Source organism: Serratia sp. GW822-FHT06E05 (assembly GCF_058799445.1).
In genome coordinates, this window is sequence record NZ_JBXALM010000001.1 from 757,211 (window position 1) to 779,468 (window position 22,258).

Genomic DNA, 22,258 nt, shown 5'->3' on the forward strand with positions numbered 1-22,258 from the left:
GCCGGCGCAGGCAACGTGGTAAAATCCTGCGCTTGTTTTTTATCAGCACGGTTCGTGTTCAAGTTCGTGAGATCCCCATGTCAGACAACAGCCAGAAAAAAGTAATCGTCGGTATGTCCGGCGGCGTCGACTCTTCCGTTACTGCCTATCTGTTACAGCAACAGGGCTATCAGGTCGCTGGGCTGTTTATGAAGAACTGGGAAGAAGACGATGATGAAGAGTACTGCTCCGCAGCGACCGATTTGGCCGATGCACAGGCGGTATGCGACAAACTCGGCATCGAACTGCATACGGTGAACTTCGCGGCAGAGTACTGGGACAACGTCTTTGAACTGTTCCTGGAAGAGTACAAGGCCGGCCGTACGCCGAACCCGGACATCCTGTGCAATAAAGAAATCAAATTCAAAGCCTTCCTGGAATTCGCCGCCGAAGATCTGGGGGCCGATTTTATCGCCACCGGCCACTACGTGCGCCGCCAGGACGTCGACGGCAAAAGCCGCCTGCTGCGCGGTGTCGACGGCAATAAAGACCAAAGCTATTTCCTCTACACCCTGAGCCACGAGCAGGTTGCGCAAAGCCTGTTCCCGGTCGGTGAGCTGGAAAAACCGGAGGTGCGCCGCATCGCCGAACAGCTGGATCTGGTCACCGCCAAGAAAAAAGACTCCACTGGCATCTGCTTTATCGGCGAACGCAAGTTCCGCGACTTCCTTGGCCGCTACCTGCCTGCACAGCCGGGCCCGATTGTCAGCGTTGACGGCCAGACCGTCGGTGAACATCAGGGCCTGATGTACCACACCCTTGGCCAGCGTAAAGGGCTCGGCATCGGTGGTATGAAGGACAGCAGTGAAGACCCGTGGTACGTAGTGGACAAAGACGTCGCCAACAACGTGCTGGTGGTTGCCCAGGGGCATGAGCATCCGCGCCTGATGTCCGTCGGTCTGGTAGCGCAGCAGCTGCATTGGGTCGATCGCCTGCCGCTGACCGGTCCCTTCCGCTGTACGGTAAAAACCCGTTATCGCCAGCAGGACATTCCGTGCACCGTTACCCCGCTTGACGAAGAGCGTATTGAAGTGCGTTTCGACGAGCCGGTCGCTGCAGTGACACCAGGCCAGTCTGCCGTGTTCTATCAGGATGAAATCTGCCTCGGTGGCGGCATTATCGAACAGCGTTTACAGGAGTAATCGTGGCGAAGAATTATTATGACATTACGCTGGCCATGGCTGGAATCAGCCAGGCGGCGCTTATGGTTCAGCAGTTGGCGCACGAAGGCCAATGCGATCGTGAAGCTTTCCATACTTCGCTGAACAGCCTGCTGCAGATGGACCCCTCTTCCACGCTGGCGGTGTTCGGCGGAGAAGAGCGCAATTTGAAAGTCGGCCTCGAGACGCTGATGAGCGTGCTCAACGCCAACAATAAAGGATTGGGTGCCGAACTGACCCGCTACACCATCAGCCTGATGGTGCTGGAGCGCAAGCTCAACGCCAATAAGCAGGCGATGAACCAGCTTGGCGAACGTCTCGGCCAGCTTGAGCGCCAACTGGCGCATTTCGATCTGGAATCAGACACCATTATCAGCGCGCTGGCCGGCATTTATGTCGACGTGGTCAGCCCGCTCGGGCCGCGCATCCAGGTGACCGGCTCGCCGGCCATTCTGCAGAATCCGCAGGTGCAGGCCAAGGTTCGTGCCACGCTGCTGGCCGGCATCCGTGCCGCCGTACTGTGGCAACAGGTTGGCGGCAGCCGCCTGCAGTTAATGTTTTCCCGTAATCGTCTGTTTAAACAGGCGCAAAATATCGTTGCTCATTGTTAATCGATCCCAGGAGTTGCTACCGATGGAATTATCCTCACTGACCGCCGTCTCACCCGTTGATGGACGCTACGGTGATAAAGTCAGCGCACTGCGCGCCATTTTCAGCGAATACGGTCTGCTGAAATTCCGCGTGCAGGTTGAAGTACGTTGGCTGCAAAAACTGGCCACCTGTGCAGAAATCAAAGAAGTTCCGGCTTTTGACGCCGACGCAAACGCTTTCCTCGACAAGATCGTCACGGAATTCAGCGAAGAAGACGCGCAGCGCATCAAGACCATCGAACGCACCACCAACCACGACGTCAAAGCGGTTGAGTATTTCCTGAAAGAAAAAGTGGACGCGATCCCTGCGCTGCAGGCGGTGTCCGAGTTTATCCACTTTGCCTGTACCTCAGAAGACATCAACAACCTGTCACATGCGCTGATGCTGCAAACTGCGCGTCAGGACGTGGTGCTGCCGTACTGGCGCAAAATCATCGATTCAATCAAGGGCCTGGCGCTGGAATACCGCGATATTCCGCTGCTGTCCCGTACCCACGGTCAGCCGGCAACCCCGTCAACCGTCGGTAAAGAATTCGCCAACGTGGCCTACCGTATGGAACGTCAGTTCCGTCAGCTGGAGCGCGTGGAGATCATGGGTAAAATCAACGGTGCGGTCGGCAACTATAACGCCCACATCGTGGCTTACCCGGAAGTGGACTGGCATGCGTTCAGCGAAGACTTCGTGACTTCACTGGGCATTACCTGGAACCCGTACACCACCCAAATCGAACCGCACGACTACATTGCCGAGCTGTTTGACTGCGTGGCGCGTTTCAACACCATTCTGATCGACTTCGACCGTGATATCTGGGGTTATATCGCCCTGAATCACTTTAAGCAGAAGACCATCGCCGGTGAGATCGGCTCTTCAACCATGCCACACAAGGTCAACCCGATCGACTTCGAGAACTCCGAAGGCAACCTGGGCCTGTCTAACGCGGTACTGGGCCACCTGGCCAGCAAACTGCCGGTATCTCGCTGGCAGCGCGACCTGACCGACTCCACCGTGCTGCGTAACCTGGGCGTGGGTCTGGGCTATGCGTTGATCGCCTATCAGGCGACCATGAAAGGCATCAGCAAGCTGGAAGTCAATCAGGCACATCTGCTGGACGAGCTGGATCACAACTGGGAAGTCTTGGCCGAGCCGATCCAGACCGTGATGCGTCGTTACGGCATCGAAAAGCCGTATGAAAAGCTGAAAGAGCTGACCCGCGGCAAACGCGTGGATGCCGCCGGTATGCAGGCATTTATCGATGGTCTGGCACTGCCGGAAGAAGAAAAAACCCGCCTGAAAGCCATGACCCCGGCAAACTATATTGGCCGCGCGGCGACCATGGTCGATGAGCTGAAGTAAGCGTTTTGTTCCGATAGCAAAGAGGCGGCCTTTTGGCCGCCTCTTTTATTTCTGTGGCATAAAATCCTGCAGGCGTTTTATCTGCTGCCCTTGCGCATTGAAATTATCGGGACTCAACCACTGCTCGAATCCCGCCTTGATTGCCGGCCAACGGTCAGCGGTTATGGCAAACCAGTCGGTATCCCGAGTGCGGCCCTTGGTGACCACCGCATAGCGGAAAGTGCCCTCATGCAGAAAACCAAATCTCGCCGCCGCCTGTTTGGAGGGCGCGTTGTGACTGTCGCACTTCCATTCGCAACGGCGATAGCCCAAATCCTCAAACAGATGCCGCAGCATCAAATAAATTGCCTCGGTGGCGCTTGAGCGCTGTTTCATCGCCGGTGACCAGCTGACATGTCCAATTTCAGCCACGCCATTACCTTCGTCGATGCGCATATAAGCTACCGTCCCGACCGGTGCCTGGCTGACAGCGTCGAACACCGTCAGATTCACCAACGTAGCGTTCGCTTGCAAGGTGGTCAGGTGTTGCAACATCGCCGCAGAGCTTTCTGGTCGTTCTATCGATAAATAAGTCCAGTCCCGGCCATCAACCGCCTGCTGGAAAGCGCTGAACAACGCCGCATAATCCCGCTGCGGATCGAGTTGCTTCAGACAGCAAAAACGTCCGTTAAGCGTCTCGCCCGCGGGGCGCTTCGCCGCCCGCCAATCGGATAATGGCTCGCCCACCGGCTGCCCAAACTGATTGATCACCATACACTTCCTCGCGGCCTGTCGTTAACGGGTATAGACGATAAACGAACTTCTCTTGCCTATCTTGTCGTACAGCGACCGCGCCGGGGCGTTATATTCCTGCGTCATCCAATAAACTCTGTCGCAGCCCTTCTCATCCGCCAACTGATAGGCCTGTTCGAAGAGTTTTTCGGACACTTTCTTGCCGCGGCCCGCCGGTGAAACGTAAAGATCTTCAATATAACAATAGCCGGCCGAGCTCCAGGTTGAAGGATGGAAAACGAGATGCATGAACCCCAGCAGGTTGCCGTTTCTATCTTCCGCCACTAGGCCGTAGACCTGCTGATCTTCGCATAAACGCTCGAAGGTATGATCGGTAACCTGCGCCGAGACGTCCGCACGGTAAAAATGGAGGTACCCCTGCCACAGTTCCAACCACTGCGGCTTATCGGCGTTTTGTATTTTACGTACTGCTGCTTCATGAGTTATTGGGAGCATGGTGCCTCTCTGGTATTAAGTAAGTGAACCCGCAGCCTTTAAGCCACCCTGAGGGTGATGGCGATCAAAGCGTCATCGGGGCTTTTCTGAGAAAAAATAACGTAATACCAGTAGGATACCTGCGCCATTGCGAACTGAATACAGACCAATTAATAACAGTGAACAGACCAATTTCGATGTGCAACCGCAGTCAGATCTCAGCCGGCAGCTCGCTGAAAATAGCAGCTAACTTTTTGATGAATCTTACAATCTCGTCTGGGGAATAAGCGGCAAAACCCAATACCAGCGCCCCTTCCGTGGGTTGCCCGGTATAAAAATCTATTAGGCCATAGACCTTTATCCCCTGCGCGGCGGCGGCCTGAATCAGGCGCCGCTCAGTTGCCGCGTCCGCCAACGGACAAACCAGTTGCAACCCGCCCTGCGGCAAACGTGGCTGAGTCCAGGTGCCAAGATGCTGATGAACCGCTGCATGCAAAATCTCCAGCCTGGCCTGATAGGTTTTGCGCATGTTTCTCAAATGTTCGGTATGGAAATCTTCATGGATAAATTTGAACAACGTCATTTGCGGCAATGCGGAAGTATAACCATCCTGGAATTGCTTGGCGGCGACCATGGGTTTAATCAGCTGAGGCGGAACGATAATAAAACCGATGCGCAACCCCGGGAATAACGTCTTGCTAAAGGTGCCGATATACAAGGTTCGCTGATACTGATCCAGCCCCTGCAGCGATGCCCTGGTCAGGCCGTCGTAATTGAACTCGGAATCGTAATCGTCTTCAATAATCCAGGCTTTTTCACGTTGCGCCCAGGCCAACAGCTTTAACCTCCGGTCGATGCTGAGCGAATGCCCCAACGGATAATGATGTGAGGGCGTGATGTAAACGCCCCGCCCGCCCCCTTCTGCCCGTATCAATGCATCGATATCCAAACCGGATTGATCTACCCCAATCGGTTGGGCGAGTATCCCTGCCGACTGAACCAATTTTTTGGCCCCCTGGTAGCCCGGCTCTTCCACGAACACCCGGTCGCCAGGATTAAACAACACCTGCGTACACAGCGATAGCGCCTGCTGTGAACTGGTTACCACGATCACCTGCTCCGCGCTGGCCTTCACGCCCCTTTCGCGCCGCAAATAGTCAATGATCTCCTCCCGCAGTTCCACCAGCCCTTGAGGATCGGCATACCCCAGCAGGCGCTCGGCACCCTGTCGCACCGCCTGCCTTTCCAGCTGCAACCAGCTATCGATGGGAAACAGCCGCAAATCGGGTACGGAAGGGGTCAGTGAGTCGCTTCGACTGGTGTGCGGAGTGTGGGCTGCCAGCAGCAAGGAGCGGCCATGCACACTCAGTTCCGACTCCGCCAGTTGAGCGCTTTCGGCAGAGCTGTCAGTCAGCAGCTCGCGGCCAATCAGGGTATTTTGCTGGTAGCTGACAAAACTGCCGCGCCCCACCGCGCGGGCAATATAGCCTTCGGCCTCCAGTTGGGCATAAGTCAGTTCAACCGTATCGCGCGAAACCACCAGCCGGGCAGCCAGTACGCGGCTGGGCGGCAGTTTTGCCAGATAGTCCAGCTCCCCCGCCGTCACCAGTTGCTTGATGGTCAGATGCAGCGCGGCTTTGCGCGTCATGCCTTGACGTAGATGCCGACTAAAGGTGGCCTGGATGATATCCGGCCGGCTGTCACTACTGTGCTTCATGCTGCTCCGGGTCGAAGGTCTGCCGAAAACAAACCTGCGGTATGTATGTTGATAAGTTGATCTACATCAACTTAGTTGTGAACAAAATGTTTTGAAACAGATCATCGATTGTTTCATTCAGTTCGCCAGTCCTACACTAAAACAACCATACCAGTAGCTTGCTATTTATATGGTTGTTTACTATCTGTTTACCCATCCCCGCCTGTTTACCGCTGCTGGAGAGCCGCGGCGTAGGCCGCTATTGCCTGCGCAGGCATTAATTGTGAAGCATGTTCAAGGTGGAATTATGTCACAACAGCACGACGCTACGCCGCCCAGGCGTAACTTTCTAAAAAAGACATTGGCGTTAATCCCGCTGGCCGCCGCAGGCAGCAGCATTATGGCACTGGAAGCCAAGGCGGCACCCGCCCCCGGCGTATCGAGCCACTATGTCCCGGTCTATTTCAACGGTGACGAATGGCGATTTCTGCTGGCCGCCTGCGATCGACTGATCCCGACGGACGCTAACGGCCCCGGTGCGGTGGATCAGGGCGTACCGATATTTATCGACCGACAAATGGAAACGCCTTACGGCCACGGCGGACTGTGGTACATGCATCCGCCCTTCGTTCCCTCTCCGCCGGAACTGGGCTATCAGTCCAAGCTGACGCCGCGCGAGACTTACCGTATCGGTATCCGTGAAGTGAATGCGCACTGCCGTCGGCAGTTTCAAAAGGTGTTTGCCGAACTGGGCCACGCCGAGCAGGAACAGCTGCTGACGGCGCTGGAACATGGCCAATTGGACTCGGAAGCCCTGCCCGGCAAGGCGTTTTTCGACCAGTTGCTGACCAATACCAAAGAAGGCTATCTGGCCGATCCGCTGCATGGCGGTAACCAGACGTTAGCGTCCTGGAAACTGATTGGTTTCCCCGGCGCACGCGCGGATTACACCGATTGGGTCAATCGCCCCAATCAGCCTTATCCCCTCGGCCCGGTCAGTATTTCAAGCAAAAGGAATGCCTAAATGAGCACAATTAAAAAACCACCGGTAGACGTGGTTATCGTCGGGTTTGGCTGGACCGGCGCCATAATGGGGATGGAATTGACCGAAAGCGGCCTGAGCGTGCTGGCGCTGGAACGCGGTGAGCAGCGTGAAACCTACCCGGACTTTGCCTATCCGCGCATTGCCGACGAACTGACCTACGGCATTCGCCTGAAACTGGCACAGGAAATGGCGCATGAGACGGTCACGGTGCGCCACACCCCGGCAGATTTTGCCGTGCCTTACCGCCAGCTCGGGTCTTTTCTGCCCGGTAACGGCGTCGGCGGTGCCGGCGTGCACTGGAACGGCATGCACTGGCGTGCCTTGCCATCCGACTTAAAGCTGCACACCACCCTCAATGAAAAGTACGGGGCCAAATGGATCCCGGAGGGCATGACGCTGCAGGATTATCCGCTGAGTTATCAGGAACTGGAGCCTTACTTCGATAAATTCGAAAAAGTGTGCGGCACTTCCGGCCGAGCCGGCAATCTGCAGGGAAATATCATCAAGGGAGGCAATCCGTTTGAAGGGCCACGAGCCAGCGAATACCCGACGCCGGCGCTGAAACAGCTCTATTCCGGCTCGCTGTTCGGCAAGGCCGCCGAATCGCTGGGCTATCACCCGTTCGCCATCCCCGCCGCCAACTGCTCCGAGCCCTATACCAATCCTTACGGCGTGCAGCTGGGTCCCTGTAATTTTTGCGGCTACTGCGAGCGCTTCGGCTGCTTTATGTATTCCAAGGCTTCGCCGCAAACCACCATTTTGCCGGTACTGACCCAGCGCAAAAACTTTGAGCTGCGCACCCAGTCGCAGGTAATCAAAGTGAATCTGGACAGCACCGGCAAGAAAGCCACCGGCGTCACCTACATCAACGCCCAGGGGCAAGAAGTGGAACAACCGGCCGATCTGGTGATCCTCAGTGCTTTCCAACTGCATAACGTTCGCCTGCTGCTGTTGTCCGGCATTGGCAAACCTTACGATCCGGTGACCGGTGAAGGCGTGGTCGGCAAGAACTACGCCTATCAGATGAACAGCGGTGTATCGCTGTTTTACGACCAGAATACCCACTTCAATCCGTTTATCGGCGCAGGCGCGGCCGGCACGGTGATCGACGATCTGAACGGCGAGAACTTCGATCATGCCGATTTGGGTTTTATCGGCGGTGCCTACATCTCTGCCACCCGTACCGGTGGCCGACCTATCCAGCAAATGATGCTGCCGCCGGGTACGCCTGCCTGGGGCGGCGGCTGGAAACAGGGCATCAAGGATAACTACCCGCACTCAATGAGCATCGGCTCCGAAGGCTCGGTGATGCCGTACCGCGACTGCTATCTGGATCTCGACCCAACCTATAAGGACGGCTACGGCCTGCCGCTGTTACGCATGACGTTTGACTGGAAAGACAATGAAATCAAAATGACACAGCACATCACCAGCAAAATGGTGAATATCGCCAATGCCATGAAGCCCAAACAGATAGCGGTTTCGGTGAAAAAAACCGGCGATCATTACGATGTGCGCCCCTACCAGTCGACTCACACCACCGGCGGAGCCATTACCGGTGACAACCCTGCCACCAGCGTGGTGAATAAATACCTGCAGTGTTGGGATGTACCTAATGTGTTCGTCACCGGCGCCTGCGCCTTTCCGCAGAATCTGGCCTACAACCCCACCGGCATCGTCGGGGCGCTGGCCTATTATTCGGCCGAGGCGATCCGCACGCAGTATTTAAAAAACCCCGGTCCGCTGGTTCAGGCCTGAAAGCATAAGGAGCTTCATATGAAAGGATTTACTCCCTCGCTGCTGGCGCTGTTGATGCTGGGCACCGCGACGGTACAGGCGGCCGATGACCCGCAATTGGCCGCCCGGCTCCTGCACGGCGAATATCTGGCGCGTGCCGGTGACTGCGCCGCCTGCCATACTGCCCCTGGCGGTGCACCCTTTGCCGGCGGCCTGAAAATGACCACGCCGGTGGGGGCCATCTACTCCACTAACATCACCCCGGACAAACAGACTGGTATCGGCGAATACAGCCTGCAGGAGTTCAGCGACGCATTGCGCAAAGGTGTCACCCGCGACGGCACCCGACTCTACCCGGCGATGCCCTATCCCTCTTTTACCAAAATCAGCGATGAGGATGTGCGCGATCTGTACCTGTATTTCACCCATCAGGTTCACCCCGTGGCGCAACAGAATAAAGACAGCGATATTTCCTGGCCACTGAATATGCGCTGGCCGCTGGCAATGTGGGATCTGGTGTTCCGAGAGGACGGAACTTATCAGCCGGATGCCACCCAAAGCGCCCAATGGAATCGTGGAGCCTATCTGGTGCAGGGGCTGGGTCATTGCGGAAGTTGTCATACGCCACGCGGTATTGGCTTCCAGGAGAAAGCGCTCAACCAAAGCGACAGCGCCTATCTGAGCGGCGGTACGCTTGAAGGCTGGCATGCCGCCAACCTGCGGGCGGATGCGCTAAGCGGTTTGGGCGGTTGGAAAGCGGAAGATATCACCCGCTTTCTGAAAACCGGCCACAACAACCGATTTGCCGCTTTTGGCTCGATGGTTGACGTGGTTCAGGACAGCACGCAATACCTGAGTGATGAGGACTTACGCGCTATCGCCAGCTATCTGCAATCATTACAGGCAGATAATCAGGAGAAGCCATTGCCGCAAGACGGCAGCACGGCTGCTCTGCTGGCAAAAGGGGATGTCAGTCGCCCCGGCGCTCAAGCCTATCTGGATAATTGCGCCGCCTGCCACCGCAGCGACGGTAAGGGCTACCGTGATACCTTCCCGCAGTTGGCACACAATCCGGCGCTGTTAAGCGATGATCCTTCCTCACTGATCAGCATTGTTATCAATGGTTCCCGTACCCCCATAACCGTTGGTGCCCCTACCGGGTTGACCATGCCGGACTTTGGTTGGCGGTTGAACGACCAGCAAATTGCCGAACTCGCGACCTTTGTACGCAGCAGTTGGGGCAACCATGCGCCGCCAGTTACCGCCGCCGAAGTGCAGGAGATCCGTAAAAACAGCGTCAGCAAACCGACCCATCCTTAACATTTGCGGGCCCGGCATCCGGGTCCGGTTCTCTCATCGCAGCCTCTTCCGTTTAAGTTTGGTTTAACTTTCCCTCGCCATTGTTTATCCAACGTTTATTTGACCTTGTCGATAATGACAGCGAACTAAATATCGATAGCGCTTATTTCCTGCCAAGGTTCTGCGTCCCTTGCGGTAAGAGCCGGTTATACCTACCATAACGTCAAGATCACGATCGGATGGCTTAGGTTGTCGCACGCTATCCCTCACACGCTGCTGAGCGTGTTACCTTTACTGCGTGGGTGACAGGATGTTCACCCGCCGATCCACAGGAGTTCGCCATGCGAGTACTGGTTGTTGAAGATAACGGTTTATTACGCCACCACCTCTCCGTACAGATGCGTGAAATGGGCCATCAGGTTGATGCGGCAGAGGATGCCAAAGAAGCCGATTATTTCCTGCAAGAGCATGCGCCTGACATCGCCATTGTCGATCTCGGCCTGCCGGGTGAAGACGGCCTGAGCCTGATCCGCCGCTGGCGCGCCCACCAAATGAAGCTGCCAATCCTGGTGCTGACCGCGCGTGAAAGCTGGCAGGACAAAGTGGCAGTGCTGGAAGCCGGTGCCGACGACTATGTGACCAAACCGTTCCATCTGGAAGAAGTGATTGCCCGTATGCAGGCGCTGATGCGCCGTAACAGCGGTTTGGCCTCTCAGGTGATCGTATTGCCTCCGTTCCAAATCGACCTTTCCCGCCGTGAGCTGAGCGTCAACGAACAGCAGATCAAACTGACTGCGTTCGAATACACCATCATCGAAACCTTAATCCGCAACGCCGGCAAGGTGGTCAGCAAAGACTCGCTGATGCTGCAGCTTTACCCGGATGCCGAACTGCGCGAAAGCCATACCATCGACGTACTGATGGGCCGTTTACGCAAAAAATTGCAGGCCGAATACCCTCAGGAAGTGATCACCACGGTTCGTGGTCAGGGCTATCGTTTTGATGCGAAATGATCGCCATGTTCAACAAGGGTAAAAAACCTTTCTCACTGCGCGCCCGCTTTTTGATGGCCACCGCTGGGGTGATCCTGGCGCTCTCGCTGTCCTATGGTCTGGTGGCGGTAGTCGGTTATATTGTCAGCTTCGACAAAACTGCCTTCCGCCTACTGCGCGGTGAAAGTAATCTGTTTTTCAGCCTGGCCCAGTGGAAAGATAACAAACTCACCATTGCCATTCCGCCCGATATCGATCTCAACTTCCCAACCCTGGTGTTTATTTACGACGATAAAGGCAATCTGCTGTGGAGCCAGCGCCAGGTACCTGAGCTGGAAAAACGCATCAATAAAGAGTGGCTGGAAGAGTCCGGCTTCTACGAAATCGATACCGATACCCGTATCAGTAGTGAAGTGTTGGGCAACAACCCCAAGGCGCAGGATCAGCTTAAAGACTATGACGACAACGACCAGAACGCCCTGACCCACTCAGTGGCGGTCAACACCTACGCGGCCACCGCGCGGCTGCCGGCTTTGAGTATCGTGGTGGTCGATACCATTCCGCAGGAATTACAGCGCTCCGACGTGGTATGGGAATGGTTCAGCTACGTGTTGCTGGCCAACCTGCTGTTGGTGGTCCCCTTGCTGTGGCTGGCGGCCTACTGGAGCTTGCGTCCCATCAAGGCGCTGGTGAATCAGGTTGGTGAGTTGGAAAACGGCGAGCGAGAACAACTCGACGAAAATCCCCCCAGCGAGCTGCGTGGGCTGGTACGTAACCTGAATATTCTGGTACGCAACGAGCGCCAGCGTTACACCAAATACCGCACCACGCTTTCCGATCTGACCCACAGCCTGAAGACGCCGTTGGCGGTGTTGCAAACGACGCTGCGTTCATTACGTACCGGTAAGCAGACCACCATCGAGGAAGTCGAACCGATCATGTTGGACCAGATCAGCCGTATTTCTCAGCAAATCGGTTACTACCTGCACCGGGCCAGCATCAATTCGGGGCAAACGGTGCTGACGCGTGAGATCCACTCGGTCCCGGCGCTGCTCGACAGCCTGAACGTGGCACTGAACAAGGTGTATCAGCGTAAAGGTGTGGTGATCACGCTGGATATTTCGCCGGAAGTGACCTTTATGGGGGAGAAAAACGACTTTATGGAAGTGATGGGCAACGTATTGGAAAATGCCTGTAAATACTGCCTGGAGTTCGTTGAGATCACCTCCCTGCACTCCGACAAATACCTTACTATCGTCATTGATGACGACGGGCCAGGCATTCCGGAAAGCAAGCGTGAATTGATCTTCCAGCGCGGCCAGCGGGTAGATACGCTGCGCCCTGGTCAAGGATTGGGATTGTCGGTGGCTGCGGAGATTATCGAACAGTACGACGGTTCCATTACCATCAGCGACAGCCCGCTTGGCGGCGCTCGCATGCAGGTCACTTTCGCCCGTCAGCACGATTCCCATCATCACGAGTAAATTCTGTCGCTCTGGCCCCGATCCACGGGGCCAAACTTCCGTTATAATCGCACTCAGGCTCACTCCTCTATCCTGGAATAGAACATGGATTATCAATTAGATCTGGACTGGAACGACTTTTTGCAGCGCTATTGGCAAAAGCGTCCGGTTATTCTGAAGCGCGGCTTCAAAAACTTTATCGATCCGATCTCCCCGGATGAGCTGGCCGGACTGGCGATGGAGAACGAAGTGGACAGCCGTCTGGTCAGCCACCAGGACGGTCGCTGGCAGGTTGCGCACGGCCCTTTCGAGAGCTTTGATCACCTGAGCGAAAACAACTGGTCGCTGCTAGTGCAGGCTGTGGATCACTGGCATGAACCTTCCAGTGCGCTGATGCTCCCGTTCCGTAAGCTGCCGGACTGGCGAATGGACGATCTGATGATCTCGTTCTCGGTCCCGGGTGGCGGCGTTGGCCCGCACCTCGATCAGTATGACGTCTTTATCATTCAGGGTACCGGCCGCCGTCGCTGGCGCGTGGGTGAAAAAGTGCCGATGAAACAGCACTGCCCGCACCCGGACCTGCTGCAGGTTGAGCCTTTCGACGCCATCATCGATGAAGAAATGGAACCGGGCGATATTCTGTATATCCCACCGGGCTTCCCGCATGAAGGCTACGCGCTGGAAAATGCGCTGAATTACTCGGTAGGTTTCCGCGCCCCGAACGGCCGCGAGTTGGTCAGTGGCTTTGCCGACTACGTGCTGGCCCGCGAACTGGGCAGTAAGCGCTACAGCGATCCGGATATTCAGTTGCGTGAACATCCGGCAGAAGTGCTGCCGCAGGAAGTCGATGCGCTGCGCCAGATGATGGTGGATTTGGTTCAGCAACCTGAACACTTCCAGCAGTGGTTCGGCGAGTTTATCTCCCAGACCCGTCATGAGCTGGATGCTGCGCCGCCAGAGCCGCCTTATCAGGCCGGTGAAATCTACGAACTGCTGCAACAGGGCGAGCCTTTGCAGCGCCTGGGTGGCCTGCGCGTACTGCGCATTGGCGACCAGTGCTTTGCTAACGGTGAACTGATGGATACCGAACATCAGCAGGCTGCCGATGCGATGTGCCAGAATTTCTGCGTGGATGCCGCCATGCTGGGCGACGCGATCGAAGATCCTTCGTTCCTGGCACTGCTGACCTCGTTGGTCAACAGCGGTTACTGGTACTTCAAAGACTGAGGCATGGCCTTTAGCGACCAGAGCCACCCGCGTTTCGGCGGGTGGCTTTTTTTATGCCCGCAACGCCCTGGTCTGATAACCGTCCAATTCGGCGTCCGGCATGCCCGCCTGGGTTGCCGCAGCACAGATCTGCCGCCAGGTGTTGTCGTCTATCGGGATCCCCTGCCGCAACCGCGCTTCACGGTTGGCATCTTCCCACTCACCCGGCACTTCAATCGGTTGGCCGTCACTTGGCGGTGAAGCCTTCACCCAATCGATAAAGGCCTCGGCCTCGGTTTGCATCTCTGGCGCGTCGAAGGCTTCCGGATTGAGGATGATGGTGGTCATGCAGTTGAAAATAGCATCGCTGTTGGATTTCACCGTCGCCGCATGAGTAGTGCGGCCACCGGACAGCGCACCGCCGAGGATTTCACATAACGTGGCTAACGCATAGCCTTTATGGGCACCGAAAGGCAGCAACGAGCCAAACGGCTGTTCGTGCATCACCTTGGGTTCCGTCGTTGGCTGGCCGTGTTGGTCGATCAGATAACCCGGCGCGACGCTCAAACCTTTGTTGTAGGCCACGCGGGTTTTACCAAACGCGATGCCGCTGGTGGCAAAATCCAGCAGTAACGGTTTTTTATCTTTACGGGGAAAAATAACGCAGAAGGGGTTGGTGCCGAAACGACGGTCACTGCCGCCGAACGGTGCCACCATAGGATCGCCCACCACATTGACGAAATGGATAGAGATAAAACCGGCTCGCGCACACTGCTCGGCCCAGTGGCCAATGCGGCCAATGTGATGTGAGTTGTGCAACGCCACCGCAGCCAGCCCCAACTGCCGGGCGCGCTCTATGCCTTTTTCCATCGCCTCACAGGCGACGACCTGGCCAAAACCCTGTCCGCCGTCCACCGTCAGCACCGCTCCGGCATCGCGTACCACTTTGGCATGAACGTTAAGCTGCAAATGCCCCTGTGCCAATGACGACATATAGCTGGGGATCATGCCTACGCCGTGGGAATCGTGCCCGGCCAGATTCGCCTGAACCAGGTGATCCGCCACCCGCGCGGCCTCCTGCTCGGTACTGCCGGCGTGGCGCCAAATAGCCTGCACAAACTGCTCAAGACACTGGCGATCGATACGGTGCTCGGTACTGCTCATGATACGGCTCCTTGTGCTGGAAATATATCCTACACTAGGAGCAAATCATTGTTACGGCAAGCAATTATACTAATCTCATCGAGGTTATTTGGCGCGTTCGGCGGTCAGCGCGGCGATGCGCATAATAACCGAAACCGCCTGTTCCATCCCTTCCAGCGACACAAACTCATGCTTGCAGTGGTAGTTATAACCCCCGGTGAACAGATTTGGGCAAGGCAAGCCGCGAAACGACAGCTGAGCGCCGTCGGTACCGCCGCGAATCGGTTTCATGATCGGTTCGATATCACAATCACGCATTGCCTGCTGTGCCAATGCAATCACATGCGGATGCTCTGCCACCTGTTCGCGCATGTTGTAATAGCTGTCTTCAATCGTGACTTCAATATAACAATCGCGCGGCAGACCTTTGCCCACCTGTTGAGCGACCTCTATCATCCGGCGTTTACGTGCCTCAAAACCCTCACGCTCAAAATCACGCAGGATGTACTGCATCTCGGCGCGTTCAACGCTCCCCTTAAAGCTGCTGAGGTGGTAGAACCCCTGATAGCTGCTGGTGGTTTCCGGGGTTTCATCCACCGGTAACGCCTGCTGAATACGCGTCGCCAACGATAAGGCATTCACCATCACCCCTTTGGCGCTGCCCGGGTGGACATTGTTACCGACAATTTTCACCGTCACCGATGCTGCGTTGAAGTTTTCGCACTCCAACTCTCCCACGCCGCCACCGTCCACGGTATAGGCCCATTCGGCATCGAACTGCGCCACGTCAAACAACCGCGCCCCTTTCCCCACCTCTTCATCCGGCGTAAAGGCTACGCGGATATCGCCGTGTGGAATGTTGCGCTGCTGCAGTCGCACCATGGCAGTCAGGATTTCGGCGATGCCCGCCTTGTCATCGGCACCGAGCAGCGTTTTACCGTCGGTGGTGATCAGCGTCTGCCCCAACATTTGGTGCAGGATCGGGAACATCACTGGCGACAGCACTTCATCACCAATGCCCAAGGCAATATCGCCGCCGCGGTAATTTTCGACGATCTGCGGGTTGACGTGCTTACCGGTAAAATCCGGTGAAGTATCCAGGTGGGCAATAAAGCCTATCGCCGGCACGGGCCAGGTAACGTTCCCCGGCAAGGTGCCCATCACGCAGCCATGCTCACTGAGCGACACCCGTTCAAAACCCAGTTCAATCATTTCCTGCTGCAACGCACGCGCCAGCTTCAATTGCCCGTCGGTGCTCGGCACATGTTTGACGTTCGCTTTAGATTGCGTGTCGAATGAGACGTAGTTAAAAAAGCGATCAAGTAGTTTATCCATGGTATCCGCCCTCAGAATTTCGCGTTTCATTATGCGGAACCGATCGAGATCAAATATTGAGACAGGTCATTTTTAACCAGATTTAACGGAAATCATTAATTCTTGTGGTGTTTGATATTTTGCCTCGTCCCTTGGTGTACCGTCCATCTTACCTTTCACTCCCCCCCTTATGTGATCCTCTTCACGCCTGGTACCGGTTGTCAGTCATTGACCACCGGTACCTTTTTCCGGCGGCTGATTGCATCGCTAAATCATTCCACCTATAACTGGTTTAAGGCAGGGGTTGCCGCATTCAAAATCATTTTTATTTCGCCATACCAGGGAGTATTACCAGCAACGTCGTTATCCACTAAAATATAAAAAAGGAACTGCCATGAAAGATATTATTGATAATATCTTAAGCAAGCTGCAGATTTTCTCCAAAGCCATGATGGGGCCAATATTCTTTCTGCCGGTAATTGGTCTGATTCTGGCATTAAGTTCTATTCTCACCAATGCCACGCTGGTGAATGAAAACTCCGGCGTATTTCATATCGGCAAAATGATCGGTGATACCTTTTGGCCGCTGTTTGGTAATCTCGGGCTGATTTTTTGCATCGGTATTACCTACGGCCTGGCGAAGGATAAAAAAAGCGAAGCGGCGCTGGTTGCCGTGATGTGCTTTATTATGTTCCTGGGCGCCAACTCATCCTATCTGCAATTAAGCGGTCACATAGCGCAGAAAATCAATGGGGAATATTACGGCACCGGGCAAACCGAACTGCTGGGCTTTACCGTGGTGGATATGGGCATTTTCCTCGGCCTGATCCTCGGTGTCACTATCGCCTGGGTGCACAACAGATTGTGTAACGTGGAGCTGAACGGCGTACTTTCCGTCTATGGCGGTTCCAAGCTGGTGCTAATCGCCATGACGCCGGTGATCATGCTGTATGCCGTCGGTTTCAGCTACCTTTGGCCAGCCATTTCACACGGGCTGATTTCCCTGACCGGCTTTATGAAAAGCTCAGGTTCGCTCGGGGTCTTCGTCTATGGCTTTTTCGAAAAATTCCTGATCCCCACCGGTCTGCATCATTTTATCTGGTCGCCATTTCAGTTGACCAGCATCGGCGGTTCAATTGTACAAGACGGCCATACGGTGTCGGGCTCGCAGGCCATTTTCCTCGCTTATATGCGCGACCCGAGCATCTCCCCGCTGATGAACGAAGCGTTGCGCTTTTCGCAACAGGGCATGGTGACCATTTTCGGCCTGTCAGGCGCTGCGTTGGCGTTCTATCACACCGCCAAACCGGAGAAAAAAGTGCTGGCCAAGGCGATATTGATCCCGGCCATCACCACTTCCATTCTGGTAGGCATAACCGAACCGATAGAGTTCACCTTCCTGTTTATCTCACCGTTACTGTGGGTGATACACGCCGTGCTGACCGCGCTTTCGCAAGTTGCGTGTAACCTGTTCGACGTTCGACCCTGGGGGGCCAGCGGCCTGATCGAATTCCTGGTTTACAACCTGCCGTTACCGGTCGCCCTCACCCGCTGGCCGCTGTACGTGCTGATTGGTCTGGTGCAGTTCGCGGTGTATTACCTGGTATTCAAAACCCTGGTGCTGAAGCTTAATTTAAAAACACCGGGCCGTGAGGATGACGACGGGGTCAAGCTCTATTCCAAACAGGAGTATCAGAACAGCAAAAATACACCCAATGAGTTAAGCGGGATTATTATTCGCGCCCTGGGTGGCAAAGAAAACATTATTTCCGTCGACAACTGCTTCACCCGATTGCGCGTCGAACTAAAAGACATGCAATTAATTGATGAGGCCGCATTAAAAAGTACCGGAGCAAAAGGCGTGGTGAAAAGCCGGCGTGAAGTCCAGGTGATTTATGGTGTCACCGTCGGAAAAGTGAAGAGTCAGGTCGAAAAATATTTAGCAGCATTATAACTTTATTTATTGGGAGAAAATTCATGAAATTAACCGTTCTGGGCGGCGGTGGCGTACGCTCACCGTTTCTGGCCAAGTCCATTGCCTATAACGCCCACCGCATCGGCGTCACCGAAGTGGTGTTTATGGATACCGATCGGGAGAAATTGGCGGTCTACGGCGCCATCGCACAGGGTGTCTTCGAGCGTATCCGCAGCGACATCAGGTTCAGCCTGAGCAGCGACGCCCATCAGGCGCTGAGCGGCGCCGATTATATCATCACCACCCTGCGTATCGGCGGTGAAGAAGGCCGCATTCATGACGAACGTATCGCACTCAATCATCAGGTCCTGGGGCAAGAAACCACCGGTGCCGGCGGTTTTGCCATGGCGATGCGTTCTATTCCGGCCATAGTGGAATATTGTCGGCTCATAGAGCAGGTGTCATCACCGGACGCGGTACTGTTCAACTTTACCAACCCTTCCGGCATGGTGACCGAAGCCATCATCAAATCCGGCTTCAAACGCAAGGTGTACGGCATATGCGACGCCCCCAGCGAGTTTATCCGTGAGTTGGCGGAACTGCTGGGCTGTCGTGAGTCCGAGCTTAGCGTCGACTGCTTTGGGCTAAATCACCTGTCATGGTTCCGCAATGTGCGGGTCAACGGTCTGGAGGTGAGCGAGCAACTGCTGGCCGATCCACGCCTGTACCGTGATACCTGCATGAAATATTTCTCGCCAGAGCTGGTCGCGCTGTCCGATAACCTGATGCTCAATGAGTATCTGTATTACTACTATTACCGGGAACAGGCGATCGCCGCCATCGTCGATGCCGGAGAAACCCGTGGCGAACAGATTGCGCTGATAAACCAGCAAATGCTGGCCGACCTTGCCAGGCTGGATATCGCCACGCAGCTGGATCAGGCTTTCAGCGTCTATTTCGCTCACTATCTGACGCGGGAAAACTCCTACATGCAGCGAGAATCCAGCCAGGGTAAAGTCAAAGAGCGTGAGATGCTGACGCTCCAGCAGTTTATCGAACAGCCTGACAGCGGCGGTTATGCCGGGGTGGCGATAGACATTTTGGAAGCGGTAAATAACGGCCAGCAAAAACGCGTGGTGGTGTCGATGCAGAACAACGGGACGCTCGACTTCCTGCACCCGGAAGACGTGATTGAAATCAGCTGCGAACTCAGCAACGCGGGCATTCATCCGGTAAAAATGAATGATATTCCCGACACCCAGAAAAACCTGATCTCCCAGGTCAAAGAGTACGAACGCCTGGCGGTTGCCGCCATTTTGGAAGGGGACCGTCAGAAGGCCATCAAGGCACTGATGGTGCACCCGCTGGTCAACTCTTACTCGCTGGCAAAAACGCTGGTTGAAGAATATCTGCAGGCTCACCACCAGTATGCCAAGCATTGGCATTAAGCAGGGCTGAAACGGCGCAGGCTCAATGGCTGCGCCGTTCAAACCAGGCTTTGATCAGGTTCTCAAACCCCAGCAGGCAGTGGCCGAAAAACGGGTTGGGATAGTAAATATCGTGGTCGTACTTTTGCCGATCCTCGTAAATAAAGGTCATATCGGCCTGCTGCGCCAGCGGGCTGTTTCCGTCGCCGCAAAACGCCGCCAGCCGGATATTATTGCGTTTCACCGCGTCGCTCCAACTCAGCGCCGAGCTGCTGTTGCCCGATTTTGAAATCACAATCACCATATCAAACCGGAAACGCATCTCTCGATCGAGGATCTCGAAATCCGGCCACAGCGACAGGTAGCTGTCGATGCCCAGCGTCATAAATTTGTTGTACATGTACTGCGCCACCAGCTGCGAGAAACCGCTGCCGTGGATCAGGATTTTGCCGCTGTCGAGCAGATCAAGGAATTGGGTCTGTTGTTTTAAGCTGGCCGGTGCCGTCGGCTGCGGCTGCTCCTGAAAAGCCGGTGCCATCACCAGGTTGAACTTGATGAAATACACCAGTTCCAGATAGCCGCGAAAGCCCAGCTTTTTCGCCAACCGCACCAGGGTCGAGGGTGAACTGTGGCAACGAACGGAAACCGCACGGATACCCTCGTCAATGCAGGCGTCCGGGTTGTCGAAGATAGCGTTGAGGATGGTGAGATCCGTTTTGCTCAGATCCGCCTGGCTGAATACCTGCTTGAAATTCACCGTCGCCCCTGCTCATTTAACCAAAGAAAGGCCGGCGTCAAACGGCCGGCCAGTTACCCGAGTCAGACAGCGCATTGACCTGGGGTTAAGGCCTATCAGCCCTTTCAACTTTCCCTACCAGGAATTTGTGCACAAAACGTGGTACCACCGCGCTGGCCTGGCCGTAGTGTTTTTCATCAAACTGACTTTCCACCTGGCTGGGCTCCAGGTTGAGCTCCATGGTATGCGCCCCACCCAGCCGCGCTTCATGCACAAAGCCCGCCGCCGGATAAACGTGGCCCGAGGTACCAATGGCGACGAAAAAGTCGGCCTTGGCCAGCGCCTGATAAATTTCATCCATGCCCAGCGGCATTTCGCCGAACCACACCACGTGTGGGCGCAACGGGGCCGGGAACTGGCAACAATGGCAGCGGTCGTCCACGCTAAGGTCTTCGGGCCAGTCAAAGACCTGCCCGGAGCTGGTGCAGCGTACTTTCAACAGCTCACCGTGCATATGCAACACCCGCGAGCTGCCTGCGCGCTCATGCAGGTTATCGATATTTTGCGTTACCAGCAGGAAGTTATCCCCCAACCAGGCTTCCAGATCCGCCAGGGCACGATGCGCAGCGTTAGGTGCAATGTCCGGCGATTGCAGCTGACGACGGCGTTCATTGTAAAACGCCTGTACCAGCTGCGGATCGCGCTGATAACCTTCCGGCGTAGCAACATCCTCCACGCTATGCTCTTCCCACAACCCGTCCGCCGCCCGGAAGGTACGAATACCCGACTCAGCCGAGATCCCGGCGCCGGTCAACACCACGACAAACGGCTTTTTCAGCTCGGCCGCCGCCATGGTATCGCGATGAAAAATCCGCGAACGAAAGCGCTGATGCAGCACATGCTTACTCTTGCGAAACTGACACAGCCGATGACGAGTGTGCATTAACTCTCTCCTTACTTTTCCCTGTTAACCAAATTGAGGAACGCCGCCCCGCGTACGCCACCGGCGTCCCCGTAACGGGCTTTTTCAATTCGTGGCAGCTTGGCCACGCGCAACACATGCGCCGGCAAACGCTGCGGTAACGCCTGGTAAATAGCGTCAAAATTCGACAAGCCGCCGCCAATCACCACCAGATGCGGATCGATGATAGTCAGCAGATTGCCCAGGCATATCGCCAGGACGTCCATGAAACGTTCGACATGAGCCACCGCCTGCGGCTCACCTGCCTGATAATGCGCAATGATCTGCTGCGCAGGCAAGTGCTGCTGGTAAAAGTGGCCGTACATCCACTCAAAACCGCGGCCAGAAATGTAATTTTCGATGCAACCCTGATGACCGCACCCGCAAGGAACGCGAGGTATATCACGTCCCAACACCTCCAGCGCATCCACCGGCAGACGGAAATGACCAAATTCACCGGCGATATAGTTACGCCCGGAGAGCACCTTACCGTCGACGATTAGCCCGCCGCCTACCCCGGTACCGAGGATAATGCCCAGCACCGTCGGATAGCGACGAAACTCCTCGTCCCAGGCCTCCGACAGCGCAAAGCAGTTGGCGTCGTTATCGATGCGTACGTCACGGCCAATCAACTCGGCCAGGTCATGCGGCAAGCGCTGGCCCATCGCCGCCGGAACGTTGGCGGTGAAAACCGTGCCGTCATCGTCGTTGGGCAGGCCGGGAATACCGATACCTACCATGCCTTTCTGGCCACAAAACGCATCCGCTTCAAACGTCAGATCGCGCAGCGTCGTCAGCAGTTGTCGATAATCCTCACGTGGCGTCGGCACCCTTTTTTGCCAGATACGCTGCAGATCTGCATCGAACACGCCCAGCTCAATCTTGGTGCCGCCCATATCGAAACCGTAGTACATA

19 protein-coding genes are annotated in these 22,258 nt (G+C 55.6%); 11 read left to right on the forward strand and 8 right to left on the reverse strand.

Features of this window, described 5'->3' with window-relative positions; genetic code table 11:
* Nucleotides 1–77 precede the first annotated feature (77 nt).
* The 3 genes from mnmA to purB are packed head-to-tail and all read left to right on the forward strand — an operon-like array spanning nucleotide 78 to nucleotide 3,203.
* Nucleotides 78–1,181 (forward strand): tRNA 2-thiouridine(34) synthase MnmA, encoded by a 1,104-nt coding sequence (gene mnmA, locus AC1RKC_RS03480; RefSeq protein ID WP_116691160.1) that lies wholly within the window; start codon nucleotides 78–80, stop codon nucleotides 1,179–1,181.
* Between the two features lie 2 nt (nucleotides 1,182–1,183).
* Nucleotides 1,184–1,810 carry a high frequency lysogenization protein HflD gene (gene hflD, locus AC1RKC_RS03485; protein WP_020826477.1) on the forward strand — a complete coding sequence of 209 codons (627 nt, stop codon included), beginning with the start codon at nucleotides 1,184–1,186 and terminating at the stop codon, nucleotides 1,808–1,810.
* Nucleotides 1,811–1,832: 22 nt separating this feature from the next.
* Entirely contained in the window at nucleotides 1,833–3,203 is a 1,371-nt protein-coding gene (gene purB, locus AC1RKC_RS03490) for an adenylosuccinate lyase (RefSeq protein WP_493092127.1), read from the forward strand.
* A 45-nt stretch (nucleotides 3,204–3,248) separates the two neighbouring features.
* Here purB and AC1RKC_RS03495 read toward each other — a convergent pair whose 3' ends face one another.
* The 3 genes from AC1RKC_RS03495 to pdxR form a co-directional block, all read right to left on the reverse strand.
* Nucleotides 3,249–3,956, reverse strand: coding sequence for a GNAT family N-acetyltransferase (locus AC1RKC_RS03495; protein ID WP_048760693.1), 708 nt, complete (start codon nucleotides 3,954–3,956; stop codon nucleotides 3,249–3,251).
* A 21-nt stretch (nucleotides 3,957–3,977) separates the two neighbouring features.
* Nucleotides 3,978–4,430: a GNAT family N-acetyltransferase gene (locus tag AC1RKC_RS03500; RefSeq protein WP_234529388.1), complete on the reverse strand. Its 453-nt coding sequence runs from the start codon at nucleotides 4,428–4,430 to the stop codon at nucleotides 3,978–3,980.
* Nucleotides 4,431–4,620: 190 nt separating this feature from the next.
* Nucleotides 4,621–6,126, reverse strand: coding sequence for a MocR-like pyridoxine biosynthesis transcription factor PdxR (gene pdxR, locus AC1RKC_RS03505; protein WP_046373813.1), 1,506 nt, complete (start codon nucleotides 6,124–6,126; stop codon nucleotides 4,621–4,623).
* Between the two features lie 286 nt (nucleotides 6,127–6,412).
* Here pdxR and AC1RKC_RS03510 point away from each other — a divergent pair, with 286 nt between their 5' ends.
* The 6 genes from AC1RKC_RS03510 to AC1RKC_RS03535 all read left to right on the forward strand — a co-directional run bounded on the left by AC1RKC_RS03510 (nucleotide 6,413) and on the right by AC1RKC_RS03535 (nucleotide 13,868).
* A complete protein-coding gene (locus AC1RKC_RS03510) occupies nucleotides 6,413–7,129 on the forward strand; it encodes a gluconate 2-dehydrogenase subunit 3 family protein (protein ID WP_130015586.1) in 717 nt (238 codons plus the stop codon).
* Nucleotides 7,130–8,908 carry a GMC family oxidoreductase gene (locus tag AC1RKC_RS03515; RefSeq protein WP_046373815.1) on the forward strand — a complete coding sequence of 593 codons (1,779 nt, stop codon included), beginning with the start codon at nucleotides 7,130–7,132 and terminating at the stop codon, nucleotides 8,906–8,908.
* Nucleotides 8,909–8,926: 18 nt separating this feature from the next.
* Nucleotides 8,927–10,207 (forward strand): c-type cytochrome, encoded by a 1,281-nt coding sequence (locus tag AC1RKC_RS03520; protein WP_493092126.1) that lies wholly within the window; start codon nucleotides 8,927–8,929, stop codon nucleotides 10,205–10,207.
* 320 nt (nucleotides 10,208–10,527) lie between these two features.
* Nucleotides 10,528–11,199, forward strand: coding sequence for a two-component system response regulator PhoP (gene phoP / locus AC1RKC_RS03525; RefSeq protein ID WP_020826469.1), 672 nt, complete (start codon nucleotides 10,528–10,530; stop codon nucleotides 11,197–11,199).
* 5 nt (nucleotides 11,200–11,204) lie between these two features.
* Nucleotides 11,205–12,662: a two-component system sensor histidine kinase PhoQ gene (gene phoQ / locus AC1RKC_RS03530; RefSeq protein ID WP_041415330.1), complete on the forward strand. Its 1,458-nt coding sequence runs from the start codon at nucleotides 11,205–11,207 to the stop codon at nucleotides 12,660–12,662.
* Between the two features lie 84 nt (nucleotides 12,663–12,746).
* The gene (locus tag AC1RKC_RS03535) at nucleotides 12,747–13,868 is read left to right on the forward strand and encodes a ribosomal protein uL16 3-hydroxylase (RefSeq protein WP_176983953.1); all 1,122 of its coding nucleotides are present in this window, start codon (nucleotides 12,747–12,749) and stop codon (nucleotides 13,866–13,868) included.
* A 51-nt stretch (nucleotides 13,869–13,919) separates the two neighbouring features.
* Here AC1RKC_RS03535 and AC1RKC_RS03540 read toward each other — a convergent pair whose 3' ends face one another.
* Together AC1RKC_RS03540 and pepT are read right to left on the reverse strand one after the other, a co-directional pair.
* The gene (locus AC1RKC_RS03540) at nucleotides 13,920–15,011 is read right to left on the reverse strand and encodes a malate/lactate/ureidoglycolate dehydrogenase (RefSeq protein ID WP_020826466.1); all 1,092 of its coding nucleotides are present in this window, start codon (nucleotides 15,009–15,011) and stop codon (nucleotides 13,920–13,922) included.
* Between the two features lie 84 nt (nucleotides 15,012–15,095).
* On the reverse strand, nucleotides 15,096–16,325 hold the full coding sequence (gene pepT, locus AC1RKC_RS03545; protein WP_493092125.1) for a peptidase T: 1,230 nt from the start codon (nucleotides 16,323–16,325) through the stop codon (nucleotides 15,096–15,098).
* Nucleotides 16,326–16,698: 373 nt separating this feature from the next.
* Between pepT and AC1RKC_RS03550 the strand changes: the two genes are divergently transcribed.
* Together AC1RKC_RS03550 and AC1RKC_RS03555 are read left to right on the forward strand one after the other, a co-directional pair.
* Nucleotides 16,699–18,258, forward strand: a complete 1,560-nt coding sequence (locus AC1RKC_RS03550; RefSeq protein WP_261159222.1) for a PTS transporter subunit EIIC — start codon at nucleotides 16,699–16,701, stop codon at nucleotides 18,256–18,258.
* 23 nt (nucleotides 18,259–18,281) lie between these two features.
* Nucleotides 18,282–19,667, forward strand: a complete 1,386-nt coding sequence (locus AC1RKC_RS03555; protein WP_115059066.1) for a family 4 glycosyl hydrolase — start codon at nucleotides 18,282–18,284, stop codon at nucleotides 19,665–19,667.
* Nucleotides 19,668–19,689: 22 nt separating this feature from the next.
* On the opposite strand, the gene AC1RKC_RS03560 is transcribed toward AC1RKC_RS03555, so the two are convergent.
* From AC1RKC_RS03560 to nagK, 3 genes are all read right to left on the reverse strand, one after another.
* Complete coding sequence (locus AC1RKC_RS03560) at nucleotides 19,690–20,403, reverse strand: MurR/RpiR family transcriptional regulator (RefSeq protein WP_261135238.1); 714 nt, start codon at nucleotides 20,401–20,403, stop codon at nucleotides 19,690–19,692.
* An 85-nt stretch (nucleotides 20,404–20,488) separates the two neighbouring features.
* Nucleotides 20,489–21,325: a Sir2 family NAD+-dependent deacetylase gene (gene cobB / locus AC1RKC_RS03565; protein ID WP_046373822.1), complete on the reverse strand. Its 837-nt coding sequence runs from the start codon at nucleotides 21,323–21,325 to the stop codon at nucleotides 20,489–20,491.
* Nucleotides 21,326–21,336: 11 nt separating this feature from the next.
* On the reverse strand, nucleotides 21,337–22,257 hold the full coding sequence (gene nagK / locus AC1RKC_RS03570; protein ID WP_020826460.1) for an N-acetylglucosamine kinase: 921 nt from the start codon (nucleotides 22,255–22,257) through the stop codon (nucleotides 21,337–21,339).
* Nucleotide 22,258: the final 1 nt, after the last annotated feature.